Source organism: Ruegeria sp. BHSC276 (assembly GCF_059612945.1).
Genome location: NZ_JBXWRP010000010.1, coordinates 103,487 through 125,315 on the forward strand (window position 1 = coordinate 103,487; position 21,829 = coordinate 125,315).

Consider the following 21,829-nt stretch of genomic DNA (forward strand, 5'->3'; position numbering starts at 1 on the left):
CGTCATTGCGCCAGCAGTTCGGTGCGCACCTCCATCCGTGGACGCCAGTTGTAGCGCGTGTCCTCGCGCACCGGCGCCCAGAACAGGTCACCCCCGTTGCGCCAGCCGTCCAGCACGATCGCGTCATAGGGCCCGTCGCCCTTGGCGCTGATCGCGGCGGAGTGGTGGATGATGCGGAACGGGGTCGGTGGCGAGGTGATCCAGTGCAGGTCCAGCGTGCGGAAGTTCTCTTGCCGCAGCCGCTTCAGGATATCCTCGGCCCAGTCATTGCACAGCCCGCGTTCGCGAAAACCGTTGATGACCTTGGCGTTGTGAATGATCGCCGGATCGGTGACCCGATACTCGGCCCTCAGCTGCAGCGCATAGTCATGAGCGATTCGTGCCGCGCGGGCGGCTTCCTGCGGATCGACATCGGGGCCGAGGTTCTGAATGGCGCGGGTCAGACCGGCAACATCGCCCGAGGGTGTGCCGGACGGCGTGCTGCATCCCGCAAGCAGGAAGCCAAGAACAAGGATCAGAAGGCGCGCCATCGTCACTCCGCAAAGATCAGGTCGGCATCTGCGTAGCCGCGGCGCAGCATGATGCGGTTCGATAGCTACTTAGCTGAAACCTGTACCGGGGCCCAAGCGGGAATTTAGCGCGCCATCGTGTCTGGTGGGTCGAGTTGGGTGAATTGAATACGGCAGATCTGGTCATTCGGCACTACTGGATTGCCACAAAAGAAAAGACCCGGCACCCGGCCGGGTCAAGTTGGGGAAACCGCGACGTACTGGCGCTCAGGCCAGCAGACGCCGCGCGATGACTTGCGCCTGGATCTCGGCGGCGCCTTCAAAGATGTTCAGAATGCGGGCGTCGCACAGAACGCGGCTAATCTTGTATTCCAGCGCGAAACCGTTGCCGCCGTGGATCTGCAACCCGTTGTCGGCCGCCGCCCAGGCAACACGCGCGCCCAGCAGCTTGGCCATCCCGGCCTCCAGGTCGCAGCGGTGGCCGTTGTCCTTCTCCCAGGCGCTGAAATAGGTCAGCTGACGGGCGATCATGATCTCGACCGCCATCATCGCCAGCTTGCCCGACACGCGCGGGAAGTTGATCAGGGCCTTGCCGAACTGCTTGCGCTCCTGCGCGTATTGCATGGCGATGTCCAGCGCGCTTTGGGCCACGCCGATGGCGCGGGCGGCGGTTTGGATGCGCGCGGATTCGAAGGTTTCCATGAGCTGCTTGAAGCCCTTGCCTTCCTCGCCGCCCAGCAGGTTCTCGCCCTTGACGTGGAAGCCGTCGAAGGCCAGCTCGTATTCCTTCATGCCGCGATAGCCCAGCACCTCGATCTCGCCGCCGGTCATACCGGGGGTCGGGAATGGGTTGTCGTCGGTGCCGGGCGTCTTTTCGGCCAGGAACATCGACAATCCGCGATGGTCGGTGGTTTCGGGATCGGTGCGTGCCAGCAGCGTCATCACATGGGTGCGCGCGGCATGGGTGATCCAGGTCTTGTTGCCAGTGATCTTGTAGTCGCCGTTCTCGTCCTTGACCGCGCGGGTGCGCAGGCTGCCGAGGTCCGAGCCGGTGTTCGGTTCGGTGAACACGGCGGTGGGCAGGATTTCGGCGCTCGCGATCTTGGGCAGCCATTGGGCCTTTTGTGCATCGGTGCCGCCCGCCAAGATCAGTTCGGCCGCGATCTCGGACCGGGTGCCCAAGCTGCCGACGCCGATGTACCCGCGGGACAGTTCCTCGGAAACCACGCACATCGACGCCTTGGACAGGCCGAACCCGCCATATTCCTCGGGGATGGTCAGGCCAAAGACGCCCATCTCGGCCAGTTCCTCGATGATTTCCATCGGGATCAGTTCGTCCTTCAGGTGCCACTCGTGCGCGTTGGGCTCGACCCGATCCAGCGCATAGCGGCGGAACTGCTCGCGGATCATCTCAAGCTCTTCATCCAGGCCCGAGGCGCCGAACATCGTGGCCCCGGACTGGTCTTGCATCAGCTGAACCAGACGGCTGCGCGCGGCCTGGCTGTTGGCCTGTGCCATCAGCGTCTGCACCTCGGCGCATTGGAAGCCCGACAGCGCATCCCAGCCCAGCCCCAGATCCTGCAGGCGCACGACCTCGCCCTGGTTCATCGGGATGCCGCCGGCGACCTGGTGCAGGTATTCACCAAACGCGATTTGGTGCAGCAACTGCTCCATCTCGCCGAACTTGCCCTGGGCGTCCAGCGCCTCGGCCCATTTCTGCATCTGCTGCAGCGACTGGTTGTAGGTGGCCAGCCAGGCCAGCCCATGCGCGGCGGTCTGGTTCGCTTCGACCAAGGCGCCCGAGACGCGACCCTCGGCCGTGACCATCTCGCGCACTGCATCGCGCGCCCGGTCAAAGACGGACTGAACCGCCGGCAGCGCGGCCCCCGTTAGGGTCAGAAGATCGGGCAGAACCGGCTGAGAAGTCATGTTCGTCATATCTTGTCCGTCATGGGCCATGAATCACGTCCTTTGCTGGGTTGTCTGGTCATACCATGCTGCAAGTGCAGCGCAACAAAAATTCACAAAATGCGTCGAAAAGGTCCAAAAATTACGCAACGATTTTTGCGGTGCAGAAGAAATGCAGGGTGTTATTTAAGGGCATGACACTGTTTTCGATGCTGAGTTGGCCTGAGCTCTGCCTTGCCTTCGCGGTGGCCTTTCTGGCCGGTGCGGTCAAAGGCATGGTCGGGTTTGCCATGCCGATGGTTCTGGTTTCGGGGCTGAGCATGATGCTGCCGCCGCAACTGGCCCTGGCCGGGCTCATCCTGCCCACGTTGGTCACGAACGGGTTTCAGGCACTGCGCGAAGGGCGTGCGGCGGCGGTGTCGGCCATTCGGCAGTTCCGGGTGTTCCTGATGGTGGGGCTGGTGTTCCTGCTTGCCAGCGCGCAGTTGGTCAGCCTTGTGCCGGCGCGGGCGTTCTTGTTGCTGGTCGGTCTTCCAGTCACGTTTTTTGCCGCGATGCAGTTGCTGGGGTTCGGGCTGAGCCTGTCCCGGCCTTCGGCGCGGATCGAAGCTGCGATTGGCGCGATGGCCGGGTTCGTCGGGGGCATTTCCGGGGTTTGGGGGCCGCCAACCGTGGCTTATCTGACCGCGCTGAACACGCCCAAGTCCGAGCAGCTGCGGATACAGGGGGTGATTTACGGATTGGGTGCCGTGGCGCTGGCCGTGGCGCATGTGGGATCGGGGGTGCTGCGCGCCGATACGGTGCCGTTTTCCGTGGCGCTGACAGTTCCCGCGGTGGCAGGCATGTGGTTGGGGCTGCGCTTGCACGACCGGATCGATCAGGCCACATTTCGCAAGGCAACGCTGCTGGTGCTGATGGTCGCCGGTGCAAACCTGTTGCGGCGCGGTCTGGTCGGGTGATCGGTCAGGTCTGGCGGTCGACTACGCGAAAGGCGAAATACAGGCCGAACATCAAAAACAGCAGCCCCGACATGTCACCAATAAGAAACGCAACATATTCCGAAGTCGAACTGCCGAAGGCCAAGTTGGTCAAGATGGACACCAGAATCGATGTGATCACACCGACCCCCATGATGCAGGCCCAGCACGGGCTGCGGCCAGGGGCGGGAAACAGATCCCACCCCGCCCATTTCAGCAGGTAGAACACCGCCGGTGCCGTCGTGACCGCGATGGCAATCGCCAGCAGTCGGTTTGCCAGAAACACATCCGCGCCGCCCAGCAGTGCGAATACGATGAACACTCCGGGAAACAGCGCCGGAATGGCCCGCCATCCAAGCAGCCAGGCCGCCAGAACCCGCACGCCATGTGGCAGAAACAGCAGGCTGGCGCGGCTTGGGTATTCCGGGAAGAAAACGTTCTGCAGAGGCATCAGAACCGAAAACGTCAGAAATGACGCTCCGACATATGCCAGCGAGGCGAAAAACGTGTCAGTGATCCACGATCGCATAAGGTTCAGCTGAACGAGCGCAGCAGCAGGTCAACGCGGCGCATTGACGATATAGCGGCCCCTGTTTGCGTTTCCGCTGTGCGCCAGATAGCCTTTTTGCACCAGCGATTTCAGCGCGCGGAAAAAAGTCGGTCTGGATATGCTTTGCACCAGGGTGTGTTCGATCAATCCATAGGTGCGGATCTCGGAACCGTTCTTGGACAATTCTTCGGCCGCATAATAAATGTCACGTTCAACCGGAGATAGTTCCTCGAGACCCAGTGTACGCTCCATGCTGTGTACCAGTTTGCGCAATTCGGCCAGTTTCGAGATTTCGGTCATGTTCATTCCTGATATTCTTGCTGCCAACATAACGCCCCGTTTGCGTGGAACAGTTTCGGTGGAACACTTGGCGCGCCCCGAAGCGGCATTCCGCTGTCACGTTGACACTAGCCCCCTACTAGTCCACCATACTCTTGATTAGACGGCCTGTTCTTGTGGTGAGTGAACAGATGCAGGTCGCCCTCAAGGTATTTTCAGTGTGTCTTCAGTCCCGGCCCGGTGCGCAAGCGCCGGGCTATTTGCGAGTTGAGAAGTTTCTCTATCGCAAGTTCGCATGCCAAGCAACGCATTTGTATGCGCAACATCGGAACTGCAACCATAGGGATAGTGAGGTTCCGTTGAGTTCCGCCACACGAAGAACGGGGGCCGCGTGGCCCCCGTCTGCTGAAGTGGTCTGCGCGGTATCAGCCGATCGCCACGGCCCGGATATCTTCGTCGATGAAAGGCAGGTACTGCTCGAAATTCTCAGCGAACATCTGCACCAGCTTTTCGGCCTGTTTGTCGAAGGCGGCCTGATCATCCCATGTCCGGCGCGGATCCAGCAGCACTTCGGGGACGCCCGGTACCGCCACCGGTACATCAAAACCGAAATTGGCATCCTTGCGGTATTCCGCGTCGGCCAGCGAGCCGTCCAGAGCTGCGGTCAGCAGGGCGCGGGTGGCCTTGATCGGCATCCGGCTGCCTACACCGTAGGCGCCGCCGGTCCAGCCGGTGTTCACCAGCCAGCAGGTGGCGCCGTGCTGGGCGATCTTGTCGCGAAGCAACTTACCGTATTCCTCGGGGCGGCGCGGCATGAACGGGGCGCCGAAGCAGGTCGAGAAGGTGGGTTGCGGCTCGGTCACGCCGCGCTCGGTTCCGGCGACCTTCGAGGTGAAGCCCGACAGGAAGTGGTACATTGCCTGCGCCGGGGTCAGCCGCGCGATGGGAGGCAGCACGCCGAAGGCATCGCAGGTCAGCATGATAATGTTCTTCGGATGGCCGCCCAAAGCGGTTTTCGACGCGTTCGAGATGTATTCCAGCGGATAGGCGCAGCGCATGTTCGCGGTCAGGCTGTCATCGTCGAAATCAAGTTCCCGGGTCTCGGGGTCAAAAACCATGTTCTCGACCACAGTGCCGAATTTCGAGGTGGTCGCGTAGATCTCGGGTTCGGCCTCGGGGTTTAGGTTGATGGTCTTGGCATAGCAGCCGCCTTCGAAGTTGAAGGTACCGCGGTCAGACCAGCCGTGTTCGTCATCACCGATCAGAACCCGCGCCGGGTCCGCCGACAAAGTGGTCTTTCCGGTGCCCGACAAGCCAAAGAACACGGCTGTGTCGACCGGGTTGCCGACGGCGTGGTTGGCCGAGCAGTGCATCGGCATCACACCTTTTTCCGGCAGCAGGTAGTTGAGCAGCGTGAACACGGATTTCTTGTTCTCGCCGGCGTATTCGGTGCCGCCGATCAGAATCAGTTTGCGGTCGAAGTTCAACGCGATCACGGTGTCGCTGCGGCAGTCGTGCCGGGCCGGATCCGCCTTGAAGCTGGGGCAATTGATGACGGTGAAATCGGCGACGAACTCATCCAGGTCCTCGCGGTCGGGGCGGCGCAGCATGTGGCGGATGAACAGGCTGTGCCAAGCCAGCTCGGTGACCATGCGCACGTTGATCGCATAGGTGGGATCGGCCCCACCGACCAGATCCTGCACGAAGTAATCCTTGCCCCGCATGTGCGCCAGCATGTCGTCGTAAAGGGCGTCAAAGCCCTCGGAGCTCATGGCGGCGTTGTTTTCCCACCAGATGCTGTCGGCCACGCTGTCGGTCTTGACCACATGCTTGTCCTTGGGTGAGCGGCCGGTGAACTTGCCGGTCGAGACCAGGAAGGCCCCGCCGTTGCCCAGCGTGCCTTCGCCCCGTTTGAGGGCCTCTTCGATCAGCGCCGGTTCGATGAAGTTGTAATAGACATTGCCCAGACCCCCGATGCCCTGATCTTCGAGGCGAAATTGCGGGTTAACCCGTCCAGATGTCATGCGTGTCTTCTCCTGTGGCGGCGCCGGAAAACATCCTTCAGCGCACTTGGGGCATTTTTGCCGGGAAACCGGCGGATGCTCGTGTCTTAACATGGGCGCCAAAGGCATGAACAGGACGGTTTGGCACAGTTAGCGCCATCACATCCAAGTTTAGCGCAACCACGAATTTCCTGTCGGAAAGCGCGACCACTTTCGGCCATCCGTTACGACCTTTTTGTCTCAGCTTCGTGAACAATGTGGCGCGATTCGTACATCCGGATTGATTCGCGGCCTTAAAAAAGCCAAGAATGCCCTACAAAAGCACAAGATAACTTCAGTGAGCAGGTAGAGGGCAGCCCTATGTCTAAGATTGCACTGGTGGACGACGATCGGAATATCCTTACGTCCGTGTCCATGACGCTCGAGGCCGAGGGATTCGAGGTCGAAACCTACAATGACGGGCAGGCCGCCCTGGATGCGTTCAACAAGAAACTGCCCGACATGGCGGTTCTGGACATCAAGATGCCCCGGATGGACGGCATGGACCTGTTACAGCGTCTGCGTCAGAAAACCCAGATGCCGGTCATCTTCCTGACCTCGAAGGACGACGAGATCGACGAGGTTCTGGGCCTGCGCATGGGGGCGGATGACTATGTGAAAAAGCCGTTCTCGCAACGTCTTCTAGTCGAACGGATCCGCGCCTTGCTGCGCCGGCAGGAAGCGATCTCGGGCGATGCGTCGGCGTCGGCGCCCGGCGAGACCAAGGTCATGGAACGGGGCCACCTGCGGATGGACCCGTTGCGCCACGCGGTCAGCTGGAAAGGCACGGACGTGTCCCTGACGGTGACCGAGTTCCTGTTGCTGCAAGCCTTGGCCCAGCGGCCGGGTTTCGTCAAAAGCCGCGATCAGCTGATGGATGTGGCCTATGACGATCAGGTCTATGTGGACGACCGCACGATCGACAGCCATATAAAACGTCTGCGCAAGAAAATGCGCGCGGCCGATCCAGAATTTTCGGCCATCGAGACGCTTTATGGCATAGGATACCGGTACAACGAAGAATAAGCCGGACTGGCTTTAGCAAAGGTGATTGGGTTTCGTGAGGGACACCCAGCAGGGCAGCGAAATGCGCGACGGTGGCGTCGTATTGGGGGATGACTGGGTCATCCCGCAGGACCCCGAATCGGCCGAATTGCGCGCGCGTCGCTCGCGCCGGACGCTGTTCACGTTGCGCAACTCGCCGCTGGCCCGCAAGATCATCACGTTCAACCTGATCGCCCTGGTGACCCTCGTCGCCGGTCTTTTGTATCTGGATGACTCCCGGGCCGAGCGGGTCCAGCAGACGGCACGCGACCTGATCGGCGACGCTAAGTTGGTGTCGAATGTCTTTGAAGCCCAACTGCGGCGGACCGAGGGCGCTCGGGCGACGGCGGATTTGAACATCAAGGACACGCTGTCGTTGCTCAGCATACCCGAAGGCGGCGAGGTATTCGTCTATGATGACACAGGTACCCTGATCGGATGGACGCGGGGCGAATCATCCGTGGCCAGGGTGCCGGGGCTGATCCCGACCGAGGCCGATGCGCCCACGGGCAGCACTCTGATCAGTGACGCCCTGAACGCGGTTTGGAACGGGTTGTACAAGGTCTTCACCGGTGCGGCGCAGGATCAGGCCCCGACGCTGGCCCAGCGCGTTCAGGAAATCGTGCCTGGCGCACTGAACGGCCAGTTGCAGGTGCAGGCGGTTAGCGACGTCATGGGCGACACGGTGATCGTCTCGGCTTCGCCGATCCTGCAGGCCGGGGATCCGATCGGTGCCGTTGCCATCACCGGTCCGCCCGGCGAGATCGACGCGCTGGCCCGCAAGGAGCAGGAGCGCATCCTCCAGATGTTCGTCGTCGCATTGCTGGTTTCGATCGGCCTCAGTCTTGTTCTGGCTTCGACCATCGCCAACCCGCTGGCCGATCTGGCTGCGGCGGCCGAGATGGGCAAGGATCGGGGCACGGGTGTCAATCCGGGGCGCATCCGCATGCCCGACCTCAGCGCCCGCCCGGACGAGATCGGACGCCTGAGCCGGGCTCTGCGTGGCATGGTGACGGCGCTGTACAATCGCATCGACGCCAACGAGCAGTTCGCGGCCGACGTCGCCCACGAGATCAAGAACCCGCTGGCCAGCCTGCAATCGGCCGTCGGCACCCTGCGGATGGTCAAGCGCGACGACCAGCGCGAGAAACTGCTGGGCGTGATCGAACATGACGTGCGGCGGCTGGACCGGCTGGTCAGCGACATTTCGAACGCTTCGCGTCTGGATGCCGAACTGGTCAAGGAAGAGGAGCAGCCCTTCGATCTGCTCAAGCTGCTGGGCAACATCGGACAATATCTTGGTGAGGAAGCCCGGTCGAAGGGGATCGACTACATCACCGATTTGCCGGCGAAGCCGATCATCGTCAACGGGCTCGAGGCGCGTCTGGCCCAGGTGTTCGTCAACCTGATCACCAACGCCATTTCGTTCTGCGAAAAGGGGGACGCGATCCGTGTCTGGGTGCGGCAGCGCGAAAACCGGGTGTTGGTCGTGGTCGAGGATACCGGGCCCGGCATTCCCGATCAGGCGCTGACAAAGGTGTTCAAGCGTTTCTATTCGCAACGCCCGCCCGAGCATTTCGGCAACAACTCGGGGCTGGGACTGGCGATTTCCAAGCAGATCGTCGAAGCCCATGGCGGCGTAATCTGGGCCGAGAACATCCGGCCGACCGACGCCGACCCGACATCGGATCCGCTGGGCGCGCGTTTTGTCGTAGGCCTGCCCGTCTGACCCATGGGCGTCGGAGATCTTCCGCAGGACCCGGTCGCAGGCAGGGTGGTCGTGCATGGCTCGTGCGTGGCGGTCGGCGGGCACGGGGCTCTGATCCTAGGGCGTTCGGGCGCAGGGAAATCCGCGCTGGCTTTGCAGATGATGGCCCATGGCGCCTGGCTGGTCGGCGATGACCGGATCGCCCTGTGGCTGCACGGGCACCACGTGATGGCCGATGGGGTTGACCCGGTACGCGGCCTGATCGAGGCGCGCGGCATCGGGCTGCTGCGCGCCGAGGTAGCCAAGGCCACGCCCGTGCGCTGGTTGGTCGATCTGGACCGTCCCGAACCCAAGCGCCTGCCCGAACCGATGCGGTTTCCTCTGTTGGGGCAGTCCTTGCCCTTGCTTCGGGCCGCCGACACGCCCAATCTGGCGGCAGCCTTGATGCAACTGATGAAGATGGGACGAGTCGACCCGCAATGGCCCAGCAAATGAACACGCAGCGCCGCGTTGTCCTGGTGACCGGCCCCTCCGGAGCCGGGCGTTCGACCGCCATCCACGTGCTTGAGGACCTGGGCTATGAGGCCATCGACAACCTGCCCATGGGTCTGCTCATGCGGTTGATGGAGGGGCCCGGCCCCACCCGCCCCCTTGCGTTGGGCATCGATGCGCGCAACCGTGATTTCTCGACCATCGGCTTCATCGAACTGGTCGCCAAGCTGGGTCGTATGGCGCAGGTGGATCTGACCACGCTGTACTTGGATTGCAGCGACGAGGTGCTGCTGCGGCGGTTTTCGGAAACCCGGCGACGCCATCCGGTCGCGGCGGATGCCAGCCCCGAAACCGGCATCCACCAGGAAAAAGAGCTGTTGGCCCCCATCCGAGAGGTCGCGGATACTCTGATCGATACCAGCACGCTGAACATCCATCAGCTGCGCGAAGAGGTCGAACGCTGGTTCGCCCCGGAAGGGGGGCGACACCTTGCGGTTTCGATCGAGTCGTTCTCATACAAGCGGGGGCTGCCCCGGGGGCTCGATATGGTGTTCGACTGCCGGTTTCTGGCCAACCCCTATTGGCGCCCCGAACTTCGCTCGGCCGATGGTCGAAATCCGGACGTGGCAGCCTATGTACAGTCTGACATGAACTATGCTCCGTTTTTCGAGCGGGTCGTCGACCTGCTGCAGGTTCTGCTGCCGGCCTTTCGGGCCGAAGGAAAGGCGCATCTGTCGGTCGCCTTCGGATGCACCGGAGGGCAGCATCGGTCGGTCGCGGTGGCCGAGGCCGTTGCAAAGGCCCTTGCGGACAGGGGCCAGCCGGTGGCAACTAGGCACCGGGAAATGGAACGTCGATCGTTGAATGTGAGGCCGGATTGATCGGAATTGTAATCGTGGCGCATGGGGGATTGGCACAGGAATACCTGGCGGCCATGCAGCATGTCGTAGGCCGGCAACCCGGGCTGGTGGCGATCGCGATCGAGCCGGATCATGACCGCGAGGAAAAACAGGCCGAGATCTGCCGCGCTGCCGATGCGGTGGATGTCGGCGATGGCGTGGTCGTCGTGACCGATCTGTTCGGGGGCAGTCCATCGAATCTCAGCCTGCGGGCCTGTGCGCCGCAGGACCGGCGAATCCTCTACGGAGCCAACCTCCCGATGCTGATCAAGCTGGCCAAAAGCCGCCACCTGCCCGTAGGCGATGCCGTTCGCCAGGCGATGGAGGCTGGACGAAAGTACATCAATACGCAAAATGTGACGCTGGACTGAGACCGGATCGAATGGACATGGCCACCAGAACTTTGAAAATCATCAATGAAAAAGGGCTGCACGCGCGCGCGTCGGCCAAGCTGGTCGAGGTGGTCGAAGGCTTTGACGCCCGCGCCGAGGTGTCGAAGGACGGTTTGTCCGCTTCGGGCGACAGCATCATGGGGCTTTTGATGTTGGCAGCCTCGCGCGGAACCACTATTGACGTCGAAACGTCCGGGCCGGATGCTGAGGCGTTGGCGGATGCGTTGGAAGCCCTGGTGAACGACAAGTTCGGCGAAGGGTACTGAGCCCGGCACCGCGACACAGGAACGGGAAGACCAGGAATTGGCGGAAACCACGCACGAAACCAAGACAAGCCCGGTTGCGGATGGGGCGTCGCAACAGGGCGAAGTCTACGACCGCAGAACGCTGACCTACGCAAATTCTTTCGACGATCCCTGGACCGCGACCGCGATCAAGGCGATCGAGTGGTGCACGGGCAAGCTCACCATCCTGCGGATGGTTAACAAGTTCGAAAAGCAGAACGAGAACTACCGTGGCCAGAAGTTCTGGGGCGGCGCGCTCAGGACCATGGGCATCGACCTGACCACGCCCGAGGACCAGATCGCGCGCATTCCCAAGGAAGGCCCGGTCGTGGTTGTCGCCAACCACCCGCACGGGATGGTGGATGGCATGATCCTGGCAGAACTTATCGGTCGCGTTCGCCAGGACTATCGTATCCTGACCCGCTCAGTCTTGACCGGGCTCGACGAGGCGGCGACCTCCTTCATGATCCCGGTGCCGTTCCCGCATGACCCTGAAGCCCAACCCAAGATGCTCGAGATGCGCGCCAAGGCGATGGAACATCTGAAGAACGGGGGCGTCGTCGCCCTGTTTCCATCGGGGGTGGTGATGTCATCTGACACCTGGTTCGGACCTGCGCAGGAACGTGAATGGAACGTGTTCACCGCCAAGATGATCCGCCGGTCCGGGGCCAAGATCCTGCCGATCTTCTTCCCGGGAAGCAACTCCCGCTGGTACCAGATCGCCAACAAACTGTCGCCGATTCTGCGTCAGGGCCTCTTGCTGCACGAAATCGTCCGCTCCTGCAACAAGCCGCAATCGCCGGTAATCGGAGAGCCGATTTCCGATGCTGACATGGAGCTGCTTGAACGAGACCCCCGTGGCTTCATGGCCTGGCTGCGCCAGCACACCTTGGCGCTCGGCCAATCGCGCACTTCGTGACCCTCGAGTTCATCTGGCCATAAATATCCCGGGGTGAGCCCGGATGAAATCCGGGCGAGGGGGCTGGCCCCCTTGTTCCGTCAGCGTGTGGGAACGGGCACCTCGCCGCGATAGTCATAGAACCCGCGGTCGCTCTTGCGCCCCAACCATCCTGCCTCGACATATTTCGTCAGCAACGGGCATGGGCGGTATTTGGTGTCTGCCAGCCCGTCATGCAAAACGTTCATGATGGCCAGGCAGGTGTCCAGCCCGATGAAATCGGCCAGTTCCAATGGCCCCATCGGATGGTTGGCACCCAGTTTCATCGACTGGTCGATCGACTGCACGCTGCCGACCCCTTCATACAGCGTATAAACCGCCTCGTTGATCATCGGCATCAGGATGCGGTTCACGATGAAGGCCGGAAAATCCTCGGCGCTGGCGGCGGTCTTTCCCAACCGGTCCACCACCGTCTTGCAGGTGGCAAAGGTCTCTTCGTCGGTGGCGATCCCCCGAATCAGCTCGACCAGTTGCATCACCGGGACTGGGTTCATGAAATGGAAGCCCATGAAACGTTCCGGCCGGTCTGTCCGGCTGGCCAGCCGCGTGATCGAAATCGACGAGGTGTTCGACGTTAGAATTGTGTGTGGCAGAAGGTGCGGTTGCAGGTCTTCAAAAATGGCCTGTTTGATCGTCTCGCGCTCGGTCGCGGCCTCGATCACCAGGTCGGTTTTGCCGATGTCGGGCAGGTTCAGCGTGGTCTTGATCTTGGACAGTGCCGCCTGCATGTCGTCCTCGGTGATTTTCCCACGCGAAACCTGCCGGGCCATGTTGCCTCTGATCGTTTCAAGCGCCGAATCCAGCGCCTCTTTGCTGATGTCGTTCAACAGAACGTCATACCCAGCCAACGCCATGACATGAGCGATTCCATTGCCCATCTGACCAGCGCCGATCACTCCGACTGATTTCACGTCCATGCTGAGCTGCCTTTTGCGTTGAGGTTCAGGGGCGACCTTATCGGCAGTCCGGGCAGGGCGGCAAGGGGCAGTGACCTGTAGAATTCGCGTAAAAGTCGATCATTGAGATTTTCTTAGTACCTGTGGCCCGACAATGGCATCCGGGTGAAGAAATTGGGTGGATGACATGAGTTATCACGAATCCGGCGCGCTGAGCGCCGAAGAGCCGCTGTGCCGCTATGCAGGCTCGGAGCGATGGTATCGCGGGCCAAAACTGGCACTGGACCGACCATATCTGGCCTGCGTTGGCGCCGATGAAACCTTTGGCCGTTTCGTTGCGCGCCCATTTCCGTCTGTCCTCGACGACAAGCTCGACATGCCATGCATCAACCTAGGCAGCCTGTTTTGCGGAGTCGACGGGCTGACGCTGGACACCTGTCTGCTGGACCTAATGAACAACGCCAAGACATGTGTTTTGCAGCTGCCGGGGATTCTGGGCCAAACCAACCCTTTCTATAGGGTGCACGTCCGGCGCAATGACAGGGTGCTTGAAGCGACTGCGGATCTGCGCGCGCTCTACCCCGAGGTGGATTTCGCCGAAATCCACTTCGTCCGACATCTGATTTTGCGACTGGCCGAGTTTCAGGATGCCCGCTTCGAAATGGTGACAGACTCGCTGAGGCGGGGGTGGCTGACCAAGCTGAGCGATTTTCTGACCCAGGTAAAACCGCCGGTCGTGCTGTTGTGGTTGGACATCGTGCACAGCCCCGACGCGCAGCACCTCAGCCTGCCGGAAACGGTGCAGGTCTCCGCCTCAATGGTCTCGGAACTGGCGCGGCACTGTGCTGGGAAGATCGAGATGGAGGTGCGCCCATCGGGTGAGTCTGACGATCTCGAGGATATGCTTTTTGGCACGATGCAGCAGCCGATGGCGGAGTACATGATCGGACCGGCCACGTATCGCGCCATTGCCGAGCGGTTGCTGTCCGCGATCCGGGATCTGGACTGAGAAAGGCCCGCCAATCGGCGGGCCTTGATCGTTTCGAAGTCGGGCTTTTTCAGGCCAGCTTTTCGGTAAGCTCCGGCACGGCCTGGAACAGGTCGGCGACCAGGCCGTAATCGGCCACCTGGAAGATAGGAGCCTCTTCGTCCTTGTTGATCGCGACGATGATCTTCGAATCCTTCATGCCAGCCAGGTGCTGGATCGCGCCCGAGATGCCAACCGCGATGTATAGATCCGGTGCCACGACCTTGCCGGTCTGACCCACCTGCCAGTCGTTGGGGGCATAACCCGAGTCAACTGCGGCACGCGAGGCACCAACCGCCGCGCCCAGCTTGTCGGCCAGGGCTTCGATCAGTTTGAAGTCTTCTTCCGAGCCGACGCCGCGGCCGCCCGACACCACGGCCTTGGCCGAGGTCAGCTCGGGGCGGTCGCTTTCGGCGACCTTGTCTTCGACCCATTCCGACAGGCCGGGGTTTTCACCGACCGATACAGTCTCGACCGGGGCCGAGCCGCCTTCGCCGGCCGCATCAAAGCTGGCGGTGCGGAAGGTGATGACCTTCTTGGGATCGTTCGACTTGACGGTCTGGATCGCGTTGCCCGCGTAGATCGGCCGCTCGAAGGTCGAGCCATCGACCACGCCCGACGCGTCCGAGATCACCATCACGTCCAGCAGCGCGGCCACGCGCGGCATGACGTTCTTGGCGTCGGTGGTGGCCGGCGCCACGATATGCTCATAGCCGTCGGCCAAGCTGACGATCAGCGCGGCGGTCGATTCGGCCAGACGGTGGCCCAGCGACGGGTCTTCGGCGACCAGGACCTTGGACACGCCGTCGATCTTGGCGGCGGCTTCGCCGGCAGCGGCGGCCGAGCCGCCCGCGGCCAGAACGGTCACGTCACCCAGCTGCTTGGCAGCGGTGACCGCCTTGGCGGTTGCGTCCATCGCCAGTTCGCCATTGTTGACTTCGGCAAGCAGAAGTACAGCCATTACACAGCCCCCGCTTCTTTGAGTTTCCCGACCAGCTCGTCGACCGAGCCCACGATGATGCCAGCGGCGCGTGCCGGCGGCTCTTCGGTCTTGACGACTTCGAGGCGCGGCGTGACGTCGACGCCGTAATCGGCGGCGGTTTTTTCATCCAGCGGCTTTTTCTTAGCCTTCATGATATTCGGCAGCGACGCATAGCGCGGCTCGTTCAGGCGCAGGTCGACGGTGACGATGGCGGGCATCTTCACGCTGATGGTCTGCAGGCCGCCGTCAACTTCACGCGTGACTTTGGCGGTGTCCCCTTCGATGTCCAGCTCAGACGCGAAGGTGCCCTGGCTCCAGCCCAGCAGTGCCGCCAGCATCTGGCCGGTGGCGTTCATGTCGTTGTCGATCGCCTGCTTGCCGCACAGAACCAGTCCGGGCTGCTCTTCCTCGACCACCTTGGCCAGGATCTTGGCGACGGCCAGCGGTTCGATGTCTTGGTGGACGTCATCCGCGGCGACCACCAGAATGGCGCGGTCTGCGCCCATCGCCAGCGCGGTGCGCAGCGTTTCCTGCGCCTGCTTGACGCCGATCGAAACGGCCACAACCTCGTCGGCCTTGCCAGCTTCTTTCAGGCGGATCGCCTCTTCGACGGCAATCTCGTCGAACGGGTTCATCGACATTTTGACATTGGCGAGATCAACACCGCTGCCGTCCGCCTTGACGCGAACTTTCACGTTGTAGTCGATCACGCGCTTGACAGGCACAAGTACCTTCATTTTTGCGTACGCTCCTTACAAAAACGGCAAGCCGCAATGCGACTCCACCAATGCTCTCGTCGGCCTAGATAGCGCCTTGCGGGGCGTCGGGACAGGGCAAAATCGTCACGTCATGTCGTGGGGACGTCGCGTTTCACGCTTTTTGACGTGAAGGAACGAAATATTGTTACCCGGCCGATGGGCGGTTTTGTCGCGCCGGATGGTGCGAAAACGCATTCAAGAGTCTCGGGTTCCAGCGGTTTGCGCCCGCCCTTCGGGCCGGCGCTTCGCTATTCCGGTCGCCACACCGTCCAGTGGACGTTGTGGCGCTTTCAGCGGTTCGCGCCCGGAACCCACAAGACGTCATCGTGGCCGCCGTTGTTGGCGCAGCGGGCTGCCACGAAGAACCAGTCGCTGAGGCGGTTGAGGTATTTCACTGCGGCCTCGTTCACCGGCTCCATGTTGGTGAGTTCGACGGCCAAGCGCTCGGCGCGCCGCGAGACGGTGCGGCAGACATGCAGATGCGCCGCCAGCTTTGATCCGCCCGGCAGGATGAAGCTGCGCAACGGTTCGAGGTCGGCATTCATTGCGTCAATTTCCGTTTCCAGACGGTCGATCTGGGCCGGGGCGATCCGCAGGGGCGGGTAATCGGCCTCGGCGTCTTTTTCCATGTCGGGGCGGCACAGGTCAGCGCCCAGGTCGAACAAATCGTTCTGGATGCGGGCGAGCGCCGCATCGACCTCGCCCTCGGCCTCGGTGCGAGCCACGCCGACAAAGGCATTCAGCTCGTCCACAGTGCCATAGGCCGCCACGCGGCCCGAGTATTTCGCAACCCGTTCGCCATTGCCCAGCGCGGTTTTGCCATCGTCCCCGGTGCGGGTATAAATCTTATTCAGAACGACCATCTACTGCACTCCCTGTCCACGCAAATAGACGTAGAGCACGATCAGCACCACGGCAATGAATTGAAACAGGATGCGCAGCCGCATCATCTTGTTGCTTTTCTTGGCGGCCTCCATGCCGCCCTTGCCGAAATTGGCCACACCAAGCGCCAGCACGACGACGACCGCCGCCATCGCCAAAAGCAGCACACCCATCAAGATATCCATTTCGCCCCCATTCGCGCCTTTGTTCCGTTGCCGAACCATCTAGCCGGACAGGCGGTAAAAGCGAACGGGTAATTTCGCCTCAGATGCGGGACAGGATCCGGTCGATGGCGCCGGTCGGCAGCACGCGCCGCAGATAGCCGGCAATGTAAGTGGGTGTCGTGACATAGTAGCGCGCCTTGGGCGATTTCGCCTCGAGCGCGCGCGCCAGCTTGTTCGTTACGGCCGAGGCGGGCAACTCGAACCGGTCGGGGCCGCTGTCCTCGTAGAGCCGTTTGAGCAGCGCGCCCTCGTATTTCTCGCGTAGGGCCGAGTTTTCCCAGTCGATGAACCGTTCGAAGATCGGAATGGCCTTCTCGCGCAGCTTCGAGGTGACCGGGCCGGGTTCGATCAGAATGACCTTGATGCCGGTGTCGCGCAGTTCCAGCCGTAGCGTGTCGGTCAGGCCTTCGATGGCGTATTTCGTGGCCACATAGGCACCGCGCCACGGAAAGGCGACCAGCCCCAGAACCGACGAGTTCTGGACGATGCGGCCATGCCCCTGCGCACGCATGACGGGAATCACCTGACGCGTCAGTTCGTGCCAGCCGAATACATTGGTTTCGAAGATATGGCGCAGGCCTTCGGTCGGTACGTCCTCGACGGCGCCGGGAAGCCCATGTGCTCCGTTGTTGAACAGCGCATCCAGCGCGCCGCCCGTGGCCTCCAAAACCTCGGCAAGTCCGGCCGTTATACTGGCGGTGTCGGTATAATCGATGCGTGGGCTGTCAAAGCCTTGGGCACGCAGGCGGTCGCAATCGCGCTGCTGCCGACACGCGGCAAAAACGCGCCAGCCGCGTGCACGCATTCCGTGTGCCGCGTCCAGCCCGATACCCGAGGAGCACCCGGTAATGAGGATGGATTTCTGCATATCGCTCCCGTGGCTTTCCGTCAGCAACAGCTATTGCGGGGAACATGGCAGGGCAATGACGGCATCGCGTCAATTCGCGGTTTTGCGGATCAATGAGGCGGAAATCCATCCGACCTGTTGCTCGGGCAACACGCGCAGGCGCAGCCAGCCGGTGCCCGAGTCGCTCAGCACTTCGACCTTCTGGCCCATCCGGGCCTTGCCGATGATCGGATAGATCGTGCCCGGGCCGTCGCGCATATTTACTCGTGTGCCGGACACTTCGCGAATGTCCTTGGGTGCGGGTGCCACTTGGGTTGGTGTGGCCTCGGGGCCGACGGGCGTCTCGCGCAGCGCCGGGGGTGGGGTCTCATCAAGCGATGCCAGCGAGAAGGTCTGGCCCTGGCTTTCCAGGCCCGCAAGGGACGCGCCCATTCCGGCGGCGACCTGCGCCAACACGGCGCTTGCATCGGGTGTCTGCGCAACGGGCAGCGGCTCGGGCCTTGGCTCGACCGGTTTTGCAGGGCGCGCAACGGCGCGGGTTACAAGCTCCTTCGGCTTCGCGGCGACCAAGCGGTCAGCGGTTCGGGCTTGGGTAACCAGACTGTGCGTGGCAGCGCGTGTGCCGCGCGGCTCGAAATCGGGGCCTCCGCTCATCACGAAGAAGGCCCAGCCCAAGGCGGCGAAGGTAACAACAATCAGGCGCGTCATGGCGCATCCCCCGGCAATCGCATCAACAAAGAAATCGGCAGCATTCAATGGTTGAGATACTACCATAATCGCGCGCCCGAGTCGAAAGTCGGGGGAAATCGCGGGGTTGGGTCCCCCTGTTGCAAAAAGCCGGACTTGTCCCCAGCAAAATATGCGCTGATTGCTTTACCAAGGGCGTCGGGCATCGTATCACATCATCTATGAACGACACGATCGACGACCCCAATATGGAGGCCCCCGACGCGGGGGGCGAGGTGGCGGAGCCGCTGCGCCGGGCAATTGGCGAGCGCTATCTGACCTATGCGCTTTCCACCATCATGCACCGGGCCTTGCCCGATGCGCGTGACGGATTGAAGCCGGTTCACCGGCGAATCCTCTACGCGATGCGCGAGTTGCGACTCAGTTCCTCGGGCGGGTTCCGCAAGTCGGCCAAGATCTCGGGCGACGTGATGGGTAACTACCACCCGCATGGTGACGCCGCGATCTATGACGCGATGGCGCGCCTGGCGCAGGATTTCAACGTCCGTTACCCGCTGGTGGACGGGCAGGGCAATTTCGGCAATATCGACGGCGACAACCCGGCGGCCTCGCGCTATACCGAGGCACGGATGACCATCGTTGCCGAGGCGTTGCTGGAGGGGCTCGACGAGGATGCGGTCGATTTTCGCGACAACTACGACGGCACGCTGCAGGAACCGGTGGTGCTGCCGGCGACCTTCCCAAACCTGCTGGCCAATGGCGCGTCGGGGATCGCCGTGGGCATGGCCACGAACATCCCGCCGCACAACATCGCCGAGCTGTGCGACGCCTGCCTGCATCTGATCAAGACGCCCGACGCACGTGACGACACGCTGCTGAACTATGTGCCGGGGCCGGATTTCCCGACGGGTGGCGTGATCGTCGAGCCGCCCGAGAACATCGCACAGGCCTATCGCACCGGGCGCGGATCATTCCGGCTGCGCTGCAAGTATCAGATCGAGGATCTGGGCCGCGGCCAGTGGCAGATCGTGGTCACCGAGATCCCGTATCAGGTCCAGAAATCCAAGTTGATCGAAAAGCTCGCCGAGCTGATCCAGACCAAGAAGATCCCGATCCTGGGCGATGTGCGCGACGAATCCGCCGACGACATCCGCCTGATCCTCGAGCCGCGTTCGAAAAACGTGGACCCCGAGGTGCTGATGAACATGCTCTACCGCAACTCGGATCTCGAGCTGCGGTTCAGCCTGAACATGAACGTGCTGATAGACGGGGTGACGCCCAAGGTCTGCTCGATGAAGGAGGTGCTGCGCGCCTTCCTCGACCACCGGCAAGAGGTGCTGCTGCGCCGCTCGCGTCACCGGATGGCCAAGATCGACCACCGTTTGGAGGTGCTGGAGGGCTTCATCGTCGCCTTCCTGAACCTTGATCGGGTGATCGACATCATCCGCTATGACGACGACCCCAAGGCCGCGCTGATGCGCGAGAACTGGGGCATCGACCATGTCCGCGCCACCAGCGAGGCCGACTATGTCTCGCCCGCGCCGGGCGATGGCGAGCTGTCCGAGGTTCAGGTCGACGCGATCCTGAACATGCGCCTGCGCAGCCTGCGCCGTCTGGAAGAGATGGAGCTGATCCGCGAGCGCGACAAACTGATGGAGGAACGCGCCGATCTCGAGGATCTGCTGGCCGACGAGTCCCTGCAATGGGCGCGGATCGCCGAGCAGATCAAGGAGACCAAGAAGAAGTTCGGCAAGGACTACGAGGGCGGTGCCCGCCGCACCCGCTTTGCCGAGGCCGGCGCGGTCGAAGAGGTGCCGCTCGAGGCGATGATCGACCGCGAGCCGATCACGGTCGTCTGCTCGCAGATGGGCTGGATCCGCGCGATGACCGGCCATATCGACTTGAACCGCGAACTGAAGTTCAAGGACGGCGACGGGCCGCGTTTCATCTTCCACGCGGAAACCACCGACCGGCTGCTGATCTTTGCCTCGAACGGGCGGGTCTACACGGTCAGCGCCGCGAACCTGCCCGGCGGGCGGGGCATGGGCGAGCCGCTGCGCCTGATGGTCGATCTGCCCAACGAGGCGCAGATCGTCGACATCCTGATCCACAAGCCGGGGCGCAAGCTGCTTGTGGCCTCGGATGCGGGCAACGGATTCATCGTGCCCGAGGATGAGGTTCTGGCCCAGACCCGCAACGGCAAACAAGTGTTGAACGTCAAGGATGACGAGCGCGCGGTGATCTGCAAACCGGTCGCGGGCGACCACGTCGCCGTGGTGTCGCAGAACGGCAAGTTCTTGGTATTCCCAGTCTCGGAACTGCCCGAGATGACGCGGGGCAAGGGCGTGCGTCTGCAGAAATACAACATGGCGCGGGGCCGGCAGGGCACTCTGGAACTGGATGGCGGCCTGTCCGACCTGACCACCTTCAACTGGGAAGAGGGTCTGAAATGGTCGATGGGCGGCGACAAGACCCGGCACGAGCCGGACATGTCGCCGTGGCTGGCCAAGCGGGCCAGCGTCGGGAAAAAGCCGCCCTACGGCTTCCCGCGCGACTACAAGTTCTCGTGATGCGGTTGCGGCCTGCAGGCGAAAACTGCCGATACGGCTTGGCACAGGCCGCATCGGTGCGCTAGATCAGGAAAAAACAGGCCCTATCGAGACGGAACCCATGCGCAAACTGCTGATACTTTTCGCCGGACTGGCCATGATCGGGGCCTGCACCCAGACGTTGGTTGACGAGGCGCCCGAGGACCTTGGCGCCTTCAAGCTGCGGGTCAACTATGCCTATGCGGAAAAGGCGGTACAAGGACCGGTGAGCCGGGACGCGACCCCGCAGGAATGGGTGGATGCGATCCAGAAGGCAGTGGACATCCGGCTGGGCCGGTATCAGGGCACCCAGGAATATGATATCGGCATCAGCCTCGAAGGGTACATGCTGGCGCCGCCGGGCATCCCGGTGATTTACAACCCCAAGAGCACCGCCATCGTCCTGGTCAATGTCTATGATGTGGGCAATAAGCAGTTCTTGGCCAAGGGCAAGCAATTCCAAGTGCTGGAAGACACCACCAGTGACAGTGCGGTCGTGGGGTCGGGCAACAGCCGCACCCGCGAAGAGCAGATGAGCGGGTTGGCCCTCAAGATCGCCGACCGGGTCGAGGAATGGCTGGCCGAAGAACACAAAGAAAACGGTTGGTTCGACCCGCGGCCGGGGCTGATCCAGCCGCTTGAGTCGGGCGAGGCTATACAAAATCCGGCCTGACGCCCGTTTTCCTGATGGTTGTGCTTGATTTTCCGTTGTGAACCCAATATCTCGCGCGCGCAGATGCAAACCGGGACCAAGGGTCCCCCAAACCGCAAAGGGCGCCTGAGGAATGGCAAAGGAAAAGTTTGAGCGTACAAAACCGCACGTCAACATCGGCACGATTGGCCACGTTGACCACGGCAAGACGACGCTGACCGCAGCGATCACCAAGTATTTCGGC

Annotated in this window: 24 protein-coding genes; 12 read left to right on the top strand and 12 right to left on the bottom strand. The window is 62.1% G+C overall.

Going from position 1 to position 21,829, the window contains the following annotated elements:
* Window positions 1–2: 2 nt before the first annotated feature.
* Both AC2FMD_RS16285 and AC2FMD_RS16290 read right to left on the bottom strand, forming a co-directional pair.
* Window positions 3–530 (bottom strand): hypothetical protein, encoded by a 528-nt coding sequence (locus AC2FMD_RS16285; RefSeq protein WP_496688815.1) that lies wholly within the window; start codon window positions 528–530, stop codon window positions 3–5.
* Window positions 531–776: 246 nt separating this feature from the next.
* On the bottom strand, window positions 777–2,468 hold the full coding sequence (locus AC2FMD_RS16290) for an acyl-CoA dehydrogenase family protein (RefSeq protein ID WP_496741949.1): 1,692 nt from the start codon (window positions 2,466–2,468) through the stop codon (window positions 777–779).
* A gap of 143 nt (window positions 2,469–2,611) precedes the next feature.
* Here AC2FMD_RS16290 and AC2FMD_RS16295 point away from each other — a divergent pair, with 143 nt between their 5' ends.
* Window positions 2,612–3,376 (top strand): sulfite exporter TauE/SafE family protein, encoded by a 765-nt coding sequence (locus AC2FMD_RS16295; protein ID WP_496741947.1) that lies wholly within the window; start codon window positions 2,612–2,614, stop codon window positions 3,374–3,376.
* A 4-nt stretch (window positions 3,377–3,380) separates the two neighbouring features.
* Here the strand turns inward: AC2FMD_RS16295 and AC2FMD_RS16300 are convergent, their stop codons facing one another.
* From AC2FMD_RS16300 to AC2FMD_RS16310, 3 genes are all read right to left on the bottom strand, one after another.
* Window positions 3,381–3,923 carry a hypothetical protein gene (locus AC2FMD_RS16300; protein ID WP_496679263.1) on the bottom strand — a complete coding sequence of 181 codons (543 nt, stop codon included), beginning with the start codon at window positions 3,921–3,923 and terminating at the stop codon, window positions 3,381–3,383.
* Between the two features lie 30 nt (window positions 3,924–3,953).
* A complete protein-coding gene (locus tag AC2FMD_RS16305) occupies window positions 3,954–4,250 on the bottom strand; it encodes a hypothetical protein (protein WP_496688819.1) in 297 nt (98 codons plus the stop codon).
* Window positions 4,251–4,648: 398 nt separating this feature from the next.
* Window positions 4,649–6,247 carry a phosphoenolpyruvate carboxykinase gene (locus AC2FMD_RS16310; protein ID WP_496688821.1) on the bottom strand — a complete coding sequence of 533 codons (1,599 nt, stop codon included), beginning with the start codon at window positions 6,245–6,247 and terminating at the stop codon, window positions 4,649–4,651.
* Window positions 6,248–6,586: 339 nt separating this feature from the next.
* Here AC2FMD_RS16310 and AC2FMD_RS16315 point away from each other — a divergent pair, with 339 nt between their 5' ends.
* The 7 genes from AC2FMD_RS16315 (at window position 6,587) to AC2FMD_RS16345 (ending at window position 12,003) form a co-directional block, all read left to right on the top strand.
* Window positions 6,587–7,291 carry a response regulator gene (locus AC2FMD_RS16315; RefSeq protein ID WP_496679258.1) on the top strand — a complete coding sequence of 235 codons (705 nt, stop codon included), beginning with the start codon at window positions 6,587–6,589 and terminating at the stop codon, window positions 7,289–7,291.
* A gap of 61 nt (window positions 7,292–7,352) precedes the next feature.
* Entirely contained in the window at window positions 7,353–9,038 is a 1,686-nt protein-coding gene (locus AC2FMD_RS16320; protein ID WP_496742048.1) for an ATP-binding protein, read from the top strand.
* Window positions 9,039–9,041: 3 nt separating this feature from the next.
* Entirely contained in the window at window positions 9,042–9,512 is a 471-nt protein-coding gene (locus AC2FMD_RS16325; protein ID WP_496711231.1) for an HPr kinase/phosphorylase, read from the top strand.
* The gene (gene rapZ, locus AC2FMD_RS16330; protein ID WP_496711232.1) at window positions 9,509–10,390 is read left to right on the top strand and encodes an RNase adapter RapZ; all 882 of its coding nucleotides are present in this window, start codon (window positions 9,509–9,511) and stop codon (window positions 10,388–10,390) included. Before AC2FMD_RS16325 ends, rapZ begins: the two co-directional genes overlap by 4 nt.
* Window positions 10,387–10,779, top strand: coding sequence for a PTS sugar transporter subunit IIA (locus AC2FMD_RS16335; protein ID WP_496679251.1), 393 nt, complete (start codon window positions 10,387–10,389; stop codon window positions 10,777–10,779). Before rapZ ends, AC2FMD_RS16335 begins: the two co-directional genes overlap by 4 nt.
* A 17-nt stretch (window positions 10,780–10,796) precedes the next feature.
* The gene (locus AC2FMD_RS16340; protein WP_040634596.1) at window positions 10,797–11,066 is read left to right on the top strand and encodes an HPr family phosphocarrier protein; all 270 of its coding nucleotides are present in this window, start codon (window positions 10,797–10,799) and stop codon (window positions 11,064–11,066) included.
* 37 nt (window positions 11,067–11,103) lie between these two features.
* A complete protein-coding gene (locus tag AC2FMD_RS16345) occupies window positions 11,104–12,003 on the top strand; it encodes a lysophospholipid acyltransferase family protein (protein ID WP_496741943.1) in 900 nt (299 codons plus the stop codon).
* Window positions 12,004–12,083: 80 nt separating this feature from the next.
* Here the strand turns inward: AC2FMD_RS16345 and AC2FMD_RS16350 are convergent, their stop codons facing one another.
* Complete coding sequence (locus tag AC2FMD_RS16350) at window positions 12,084–12,959, bottom strand: 3-hydroxybutyryl-CoA dehydrogenase (protein WP_496741941.1); 876 nt, start codon at window positions 12,957–12,959, stop codon at window positions 12,084–12,086.
* A gap of 166 nt (window positions 12,960–13,125) precedes the next feature.
* On the opposite strand from AC2FMD_RS16350, the gene AC2FMD_RS16355 reads away from it, so the two are divergent.
* Window positions 13,126–13,947 carry a DUF6473 family protein gene (locus AC2FMD_RS16355; RefSeq protein ID WP_496795247.1) on the top strand — a complete coding sequence of 274 codons (822 nt, stop codon included), beginning with the start codon at window positions 13,126–13,128 and terminating at the stop codon, window positions 13,945–13,947.
* Between the two features lie 49 nt (window positions 13,948–13,996).
* Here AC2FMD_RS16355 and AC2FMD_RS16360 read toward each other — a convergent pair whose 3' ends face one another.
* The 6 genes from AC2FMD_RS16360 to AC2FMD_RS16385 form a co-directional block, all read right to left on the bottom strand.
* Complete coding sequence (locus AC2FMD_RS16360) at window positions 13,997–14,926, bottom strand: electron transfer flavoprotein subunit alpha/FixB family protein (RefSeq protein WP_496679245.1); 930 nt, start codon at window positions 14,924–14,926, stop codon at window positions 13,997–13,999.
* Window positions 14,926–15,684, bottom strand: coding sequence for an electron transfer flavoprotein subunit beta/FixA family protein (locus tag AC2FMD_RS16365; RefSeq protein WP_496679244.1), 759 nt, complete (start codon window positions 15,682–15,684; stop codon window positions 14,926–14,928). The genes AC2FMD_RS16360 and AC2FMD_RS16365 overlap by 1 nt, the downstream gene beginning before the upstream one ends.
* Window positions 15,685–15,995: 311 nt before the next feature.
* Window positions 15,996–16,568: a cob(I)yrinic acid a,c-diamide adenosyltransferase gene (locus tag AC2FMD_RS16370; RefSeq protein ID WP_496688832.1), complete on the bottom strand. Its 573-nt coding sequence runs from the start codon at window positions 16,566–16,568 to the stop codon at window positions 15,996–15,998.
* On the bottom strand, window positions 16,569–16,772 hold the full coding sequence (locus AC2FMD_RS16375; RefSeq protein WP_040634599.1) for a twin transmembrane helix small protein: 204 nt from the start codon (window positions 16,770–16,772) through the stop codon (window positions 16,569–16,571).
* Between the two features lie 79 nt (window positions 16,773–16,851).
* Window positions 16,852–17,679, bottom strand: coding sequence for an SDR family NAD(P)-dependent oxidoreductase (locus AC2FMD_RS16380; RefSeq protein WP_496741935.1), 828 nt, complete (start codon window positions 17,677–17,679; stop codon window positions 16,852–16,854).
* Between the two features lie 69 nt (window positions 17,680–17,748).
* Entirely contained in the window at window positions 17,749–18,366 is a 618-nt protein-coding gene (locus AC2FMD_RS16385) for an SH3 domain-containing protein (protein WP_496795248.1), read from the bottom strand.
* Between the two features lie 200 nt (window positions 18,367–18,566).
* On the opposite strand from AC2FMD_RS16385, the gene AC2FMD_RS16390 reads away from it, so the two are divergent.
* The 3 genes from AC2FMD_RS16390 to AC2FMD_RS16400 all read left to right on the top strand — a co-directional run.
* Window positions 18,567–20,915, top strand: a complete 2,349-nt coding sequence (locus AC2FMD_RS16390) for a DNA topoisomerase IV subunit A (protein ID WP_496741933.1) — start codon at window positions 18,567–18,569, stop codon at window positions 20,913–20,915.
* A 100-nt stretch (window positions 20,916–21,015) separates the two neighbouring features.
* Entirely contained in the window at window positions 21,016–21,606 is a 591-nt protein-coding gene (locus AC2FMD_RS16395; RefSeq protein WP_496688836.1) for a hypothetical protein, read from the top strand.
* Window positions 21,607–21,718: 112 nt separating this feature from the next.
* The coding region (locus tag AC2FMD_RS16400) for a GTP-binding protein (protein ID WP_170744588.1) at window positions 21,719–21,829 on the top strand (111 nt) is incomplete at its 3' end.

Bases quoted from the DNA above. Each gene is read 5' to 3' on its own strand.
- AC2FMD_RS16320 (WP_496742048.1), top strand. From the start codon at position 7,353: ATGCGCGACGGTGGCGTCGTATTGGGGGATGACTGGGTCATCCCGCAG.
- AC2FMD_RS16365 (WP_496679244.1), bottom strand. From the start codon at position 15,684: ATGAAGGTACTTGTGCCTGTCAAGCGCGTGATCGACTACAACGTGAAA.
- AC2FMD_RS16340 (WP_040634596.1), top strand. From the start codon at position 10,797: ATGGCCACCAGAACTTTGAAAATCATCAATGAAAAAGGGCTGCACGCG.
- AC2FMD_RS16315 (WP_496679258.1), top strand. From the start codon at position 6,587: ATGTCTAAGATTGCACTGGTGGACGACGATCGGAATATCCTTACGTCC.
- AC2FMD_RS16380 (WP_496741935.1), bottom strand. From the start codon at position 17,679: ATGCAGAAATCCATCCTCATTACCGGGTGCTCCTCGGGTATCGGGCTG.
- AC2FMD_RS16295 (WP_496741947.1), top strand. From the start codon at position 2,612: ATGACACTGTTTTCGATGCTGAGTTGGCCTGAGCTCTGCCTTGCCTTC.
- AC2FMD_RS16370 (WP_496688832.1), bottom strand. From the start codon at position 16,568: ATGGTCGTTCTGAATAAGATTTATACCCGCACCGGGGACGATGGCAAA.
- AC2FMD_RS16355 (WP_496795247.1), top strand. From the start codon at position 13,126: ATGAGTTATCACGAATCCGGCGCGCTGAGCGCCGAAGAGCCGCTGTGC.
- AC2FMD_RS16305 (WP_496688819.1), bottom strand. From the start codon at position 4,250: ATGAACATGACCGAAATCTCGAAACTGGCCGAATTGCGCAAACTGGTA.
- AC2FMD_RS16390 (WP_496741933.1), top strand. From the start codon at position 18,567: ATGAACGACACGATCGACGACCCCAATATGGAGGCCCCCGACGCGGGG.
- AC2FMD_RS16290 (WP_496741949.1), bottom strand. From the start codon at position 2,468: ATGGCCCATGACGGACAAGATATGACGAACATGACTTCTCAGCCGGTT.
- AC2FMD_RS16285 (WP_496688815.1), bottom strand. From the start codon at position 530: ATGGCGCGCCTTCTGATCCTTGTTCTTGGCTTCCTGCTTGCGGGATGC.
- AC2FMD_RS16300 (WP_496679263.1), bottom strand. From the start codon at position 3,923: ATGCGATCGTGGATCACTGACACGTTTTTCGCCTCGCTGGCATATGTC.
- AC2FMD_RS16375 (WP_040634599.1), bottom strand. From the start codon at position 16,772: ATGGATATCTTGATGGGTGTGCTGCTTTTGGCGATGGCGGCGGTCGTC.
- rapZ (WP_496711232.1), top strand. From the start codon at position 9,509: ATGAACACGCAGCGCCGCGTTGTCCTGGTGACCGGCCCCTCCGGAGCC.
- AC2FMD_RS16350 (WP_496741941.1), bottom strand. From the start codon at position 12,959: ATGGACGTGAAATCAGTCGGAGTGATCGGCGCTGGTCAGATGGGCAAT.
- AC2FMD_RS16325 (WP_496711231.1), top strand. From the start codon at position 9,042: ATGGGCGTCGGAGATCTTCCGCAGGACCCGGTCGCAGGCAGGGTGGTC.
- AC2FMD_RS16385 (WP_496795248.1), bottom strand. From the start codon at position 18,366: ATGACGCGCCTGATTGTTGTTACCTTCGCCGCCTTGGGCTGGGCCTTC.
- AC2FMD_RS16360 (WP_496679245.1), bottom strand. From the start codon at position 14,926: ATGGCTGTACTTCTGCTTGCCGAAGTCAACAATGGCGAACTGGCGATG.
- AC2FMD_RS16310 (WP_496688821.1), bottom strand. From the start codon at position 6,247: ATGACATCTGGACGGGTTAACCCGCAATTTCGCCTCGAAGATCAGGGC.
- AC2FMD_RS16395 (WP_496688836.1), top strand. From the start codon at position 21,016: ATGCGCAAACTGCTGATACTTTTCGCCGGACTGGCCATGATCGGGGCC.